Source organism: Salicola sp. Rm-C-2C1-2 (assembly GCF_040196175.1).
Classification (GTDB): Bacteria; Pseudomonadota; Gammaproteobacteria; order Pseudomonadales; family Oleiphilaceae; genus Halospina.
The window spans coordinates 1-5531 of record NZ_JBEFNF010000014.1 but is presented as its reverse complement, the minus strand read 5'-3'; the positions used below and the strand labels follow the sequence as shown (position 1 = coordinate 5531).

The 5531-nt window shown below is 56.2% G+C and carries 2 tRNA genes and 3 rRNA genes; all 5 read left to right on the top strand.

What is annotated here, in order from left to right:
- Positions 1–273 precede the first annotated feature (273 nt).
- The 5 genes from AAF659_RS14975 (at position 274) to rrf (ending at position 5481) form a co-directional block, all read left to right on the top strand.
- Positions 274–1803 (top strand): 16S ribosomal RNA (locus AAF659_RS14975).
- 109 nt (positions 1804–1912) lie between these two features.
- Positions 1913–1989 (top strand) — tRNA-Ile (locus tag AAF659_RS14970).
- A 40-nt stretch (positions 1990–2029) separates the two neighbouring features.
- A tRNA-Ala gene (locus AAF659_RS14965) sits at positions 2030–2105 on the top strand.
- 287 nt (positions 2106–2392) lie between these two features.
- A 23S ribosomal RNA gene (locus AAF659_RS14960) occupies positions 2393–5284 on the top strand.
- Positions 5285–5366: 82 nt separating this feature from the next.
- Positions 5367–5481, top strand: a 5S ribosomal RNA gene (gene rrf, locus AAF659_RS14955).
- The 16S, 23S and 5S rRNA genes sit together here with 2 tRNA genes alongside, the layout of an rRNA operon.
- Positions 5482–5531 lie beyond the last annotated feature (50 nt).

Sequence of the window (5531 nt, the reverse complement as noted above, 5' to 3'; positions counted from 1 at the left end):
TGTAGAATACGCATCTCATTCGGGGCAACGGCCCAAGGCGGCGACGCTTTGAGGCGAAACGGGTTGTTCCGAGGGTTGACAAAATTCTGAAATGCTTTAGAATTTTGTTTTCCGAATCAGGGGCTTAGCGCCTTCTGAGGTTCTTTAACAAGTGGGTCAGATTATTTGTGTGGGCGCTGGCTGCGGTGGTCGGCAGATCATCAAAGTCAGTGCTCGTTGATTCGAGTGCGGTCTTTGAGCTTGTATAACGATGCTTCGGCATCGGAATGATTTAAACTGAAGAGTTTGATCATGGCTCAGATTGAACGCTGGCGGCAGGCCTAACACATGCAAGTCGAGCGGTAACAGGCCCTTCGGGGTGCTGACGAGCGGCGGACGGGTGAGTAATGCATGGGAACTTACCCAGTAGTGGGGGATAGCCCGGGGAAACCCGGATTAATACCGCATACGCCCTGAGGGGGAAAGCGGGCTCCGGCTCGCGCTATTGGATGGGCCCATGTCGGATTAGTTTGTTGGTGAGGTAATGGCTTACCAAGGCGACGATCCGTAGCTGGTCTGAGAGGATGATCAGCCACACCGGGACTGAGACACGGCCCGGACTCCTACGGGAGGCAGCAGTGGGGAATATTGGACAATGGGGGCAACCCTGATCCAGCCATGCCGCGTGTGTGAAGAAGGCCCTAGGGTTGTAAAGCACTTTCAGCAGGGAGGAAAAGCTGTCGGTTAATACCCGCCAGTGTTGACGTTACCTGCAGAAGAAGCACCGGCTAACTCCGTGCCAGCAGCCGCGGTAATACGGAGGGTGCAAGCGTTAATCGGAATTACTGGGCGTAAAGGGCGCGTAGGCGGTCTGATAAGCGGGTTGTGAAAGCCCCGGGCTCAACCTGGGAATTGCAATCCGAACTATCAGGCTAGAGTGCAGCAGAGGGCAGTGGAATTCCCGGTGTAGCGGTGAAATGCGTAGATATCGGGAGGAACACCAGTGGCGAAGGCGACTGCCTGGGCTGACACTGACGCTGAGGTGCGAAAGCGTGGGTAGCAAACAGGATTAGATACCCTGGTAGTCCACGCTGTAAACGTTGAGAACTAGTCGTTGGGGCTATTGAAGCCTTAGTGACGCAGCTAACGCGATAAGTTCTCCGCCTGGGGAGTACGGCCGCAAGGTTAAAACTCAAATGAATTGACGGGGGCCCGCACAAGCGGTGGAGCATGTGGTTTAATTCGACGCAACGCGAAGAACCTTACCTGGTCTTGACATCCTGCGAACTTGGTAGAGATACCTCGGTGCCTTCGGGAGCGCAGTGACAGGTGCTGCATGGCCGTCGTCAGCTCGTGTCGTGAGATGTTGGGTTAAGTCCCGTAACGAGCGCAACCCTTGTCCTTAGTTGCCAGCGGTCCGGCCGGGAACTCTAGGGAGACTGCCGGTGACAAACCGGAGGAAGGTGGGGATGACGTCAGGTCATCATGGCCCTTACGGCCAGGGCTACACACGTGCTACAATGGGGCGCACAGAGGGCAGCAAGCGCGCGAGTGCAAGCGAATCCCTTAAAACGCCTCCTAGTCCGGATCGGAGTCTGCAACTCGACTCCGTGAAGTCGGAATCGCTAGTAATCGCAGATCAGAATGCTGCGGTGAATACGTTCCCGGGCCTTGTACACACCGCCCGTCACACCATGGGAGTGGACTGCACCAGAAGCGGTTAGTCTAACCTTCGGGGGGACGATCGCCACGGTGTGGTTCACGACTGGGGTGAAGTCGTAACAAGGTAGCCGTAGGGGAACCTGCGGCTGGATCACCTCCTTATCGACACGTCGGCGCCGCGCCAGCGTCCACAACAAATAATCTGACCCGTTGTAAAGAGCATGAAAGGATCTGGGCTGGGCCCGGAGGGGTGAAAGCCCTTAGTGAGTTTGGGTCTGTAGCTCAGTTGGTCAGAGCGCACCCCTGATAAGGGTGAGGTCGGTGGTTCAAGTCCACCCAGACCCACCAGAACGGCCCCGTTTCGGGGGTTCTGAGACAGCCGGATAAGGGGGCCGTAGCTCAGTTGGGAGAGCGCCTGCCTTGCACGCAGGAGGTCAGGAGTTCGATTCTCCTCGGCTCCACCAGTTTCACGGCACCCGATGGTGCGTGCGACGGGGTCAAAGATGAGTTTTTTCGCTGAGAAAACTGATCTGTGATTCCGCATCACAATGCTCTTTAACAAAGTGGCAAGCAATTAATTAAGTCTGATGTTCATTGATGGCGATGACCGTTTGATGACAGCAGGGCGGTTTTTTTGAAACCAACCTGGTGTTGTTGTAACGCCAATCGCGATCGGTGGCACTGACTCAAGCGTTGAATCCGGCGTAATGGCAGTAGCCTGCGCGCACCGAGCGTGTGCTGCGGGTTATATAGTCAAGCGAATAAGCGCAAACGGTGGATGCCTTGGCAGTCAGAGGCGATGAAGGACGTGGCAGCCTGCGAAAAGCGTCGGGGAGCTGGCAAACAAGCTTCGATCCGGCGATGTCCGAATGGGGAAACCCACCTGGCTTCGGTCAGGTATCGCCCGCTGAATACATAGGCGGGCGAGGCGAACCCGGAGAACTGAAATATCTAAGTACCCGGAGGAAAAGAAATCAAAAGAGATTCCCTCAGTAGCGACGAGCGAACGGGGATTAGCCCTTAAGCTTATGGGTGGGTAGTGGAAGTGTCTGGAAAGTCACACCATAGAGAGTGATAGTCTCGTACGCGAAACGCGCCCATAAGTGAAATCGAGTAGGACGGGGATCGTGGAAACCTGTCTGAATATGGGGGGACCATCCTCCAAGGCTAAATACTCCTGACTGACCGATAGTGAACCAGTACCGTGAGGGAAAGGCGAAAAGAACCCCTGTGAGGGGAGTGAAATAGACCCTGAAACCGTTTGCGTACAAGCAGTGGGAGCACCCTTCGGGGTGTGACCGCGTACCTTTTGTATAATGGGTCAGCGACTTACTTTCAGTGGCAAGGTTAACCGTGTAGGGGAGCCGTAGGGAAACCGAGTCTTAAATGGGCGAACACAGTCGCTGGGAGTAGACCCGAAACCGGGCGATCTATCCATGGCCAGGGTGAAGGTCGGGTAACACCGACTGGAGGCCCGAACCCACCTATGTTGAAAAATGGGGGGATGAGCTGTGGATCGGAGTGAAAGGCTAATCAAGCCCGGAGATAGCTGGTTCTCCTCGAAAGCTATTTTGGTAGCGCCTCGTGTATCACTGGCGGGGGTAGAGCACTGTTTGGGCTCGGGGGCCATCTCGGCTTACCAACCCCTTGCAAACTCCGAATACCGCCAAGTGCCATCACGGGAGACAGAGCATGGGTGCTAACGTCCGTGCTCAAGAGGGAAACAACCCAGACCGCCAGCTAAGGTCCCCAAGTACCGGTTAAGTGGGAAACGGAGTGGGAAGGCACAGACAGCTAGGAGGTTGGCTTAGAAGCAGCCATCCTTTAAAGAAAGCGTAATAGCTCACTAGTCGAGTCGGCCTGCACGGAAGATGTAACGGGGCTAAACCGGTCACCGAAGCTGCGGACGCCTTTTTGAAGGCGTGGTAGAGGAGCGTTGTGTAGGCCTGCGAAGGTGCATCGAGAGGTGTGCTGGAGGTATCACAAGTGCGAATGCTGACATGAGTAACGATTAAGGAGGTGAAAACCCTCCTCGCCGGATGACCAAGGTTTCCTGCGCAACGCCAATCGGCGCAGGGTGAGTCGGCCCCTAAGACGAGACCGAAAGGTGTAGTCGATGGGAAACGGGTTAATATTCCCGTACCTCGCGTGACTGCGATGGGGGGACGGAGAAGGCTAGGCGGAGCCGGGCGAGTGGTTGTCCCGGTTCAAGCGAGTAGGCCGCGGTGGTTGGCAAATCCGCCACCGCAAGCCGAGACGCGACGACGAGCGCCCAAGGGCGCGAAGCCGCTGATGCCATGCTTCCAGGAAAAGCCTCTAAGCTTCAGGTCACGTGGGACCGTACCCCAAACCAACACAGGTGGTCAGGGTGAGAATCCCAAGGCGCTTGAGAGAACTCGGGTAAAGGAACTAGGCAAAATGGTGCCGTAACTTCGGGAGAAGGCACGCCGCGTTAGTGTGAAGCCCCTGGCGGGCGGAGCACGAGGCGGTCGAAGATACCAGGCCCCTACGACTGTTTACTAAAAACACAGCACTGTGCTAACTCGAAAGAGGATGTATACGGTGTGACGCCTGCCCGGTGCCGGAAGGTTAATTGATGGGGTTAGCTGCGGCGAAGCCCTTGATCGAAGCCCCGGTAAACGGCGGCCGTAACTATAACGGTCCTAAGGTAGCGAAATTCCTTGTCGGGTAAGTTCCGACCTGCACGAATGGCGTAACGATGGGGGCGCTGTCTCTACCCGAGACTCAGTGAAATTGAAATCGCTGTTAAGATGCAGTGTATCCGCGGCCAGACGGAAAGACCCCGTGAACCTTTACTATAGCTTCACAGTGGACTTTGAGCATGCTTGTGTAGGATAGCTGGGAGGCTTCGAAACGGTGACGCCAGTCATCGTGGAGCCGCCCTTGAAATACCAGCCTGGCATGTTTGAGGTTCTAACTCAGTCCCGTTACCCGGGACGAGGACACTGTGTGGTGGGTAGTTTGACTGGGGCGGTCTCCTCCCAAAGCGTAACGGAGGAGCACAAAGGTGGGCTAAGCACGGTCGGACATCGTGCGGTTTGTGTAAAGGCACAAGCCCGCTTGACTGCGAGACAAACACGTCGAGCAGGTGCGAAAGCAGGTCTTAGTGATCCGGTGGTTCTGTATGGAAGGGCCATCGCTCAACGGATAAAAGGTACTCCGGGGATAACAGGCTGATACCGCCCAAGAGTTCACATCGACGGCGGTGTTTGGCACCTCGATGTCGGCTCATCACATCCTGGGGCTGAAGCCGGTCCCAAGGGTATGGCTGTTCGCCATTTAAAGTGGTACGCGAGCTGGGTTTAGAACGTCGTGAGACAGTTCGGTCCCTATCTGCCGTGGACGTTGGAGATTTGAGGAAAGCTGCTCCTAGTACGAGAGGACCGGAGTGGACGAACCTCTGGTGTTCCGGTTGTCACGCCCGTGGCATTGCCGGGTAGCTAAGTTCGGACAGGATAACCGCTGAAGGCATCTAAGCGGGAAGCCCCTTCCAAGATGAAATCTCCCCGGGCCCTCGAGGCCCCTCAAGAGCCGTCCAAGACCAGGACGTGGATAGGCCGGGTGTGGAAGCGCTGCAAGGCGTTAAGCTAACCGGTACTAATGGCTCGTGAGGCTTGACTATATAACACCCCAGCGCATGCTCCGGGTTCAGCCTTGAGTCACTGCCACCAACATCACAATCCGTTGCTTGCCACCCCCTTTCGCCTGACGACCACAGCGAGTCGGAACCACCTGATCCCATGCCGAACTCAGAAGTGAAACGACTCAGCGCCGATGGTAGTGTGGGAGATCCCATGCGAGAGTAGGTCATCGTCAGGCCCCTACACCCAAGCCCCGCCGGCAACTCCGCGCGGGGCTTTTTTGTGTGT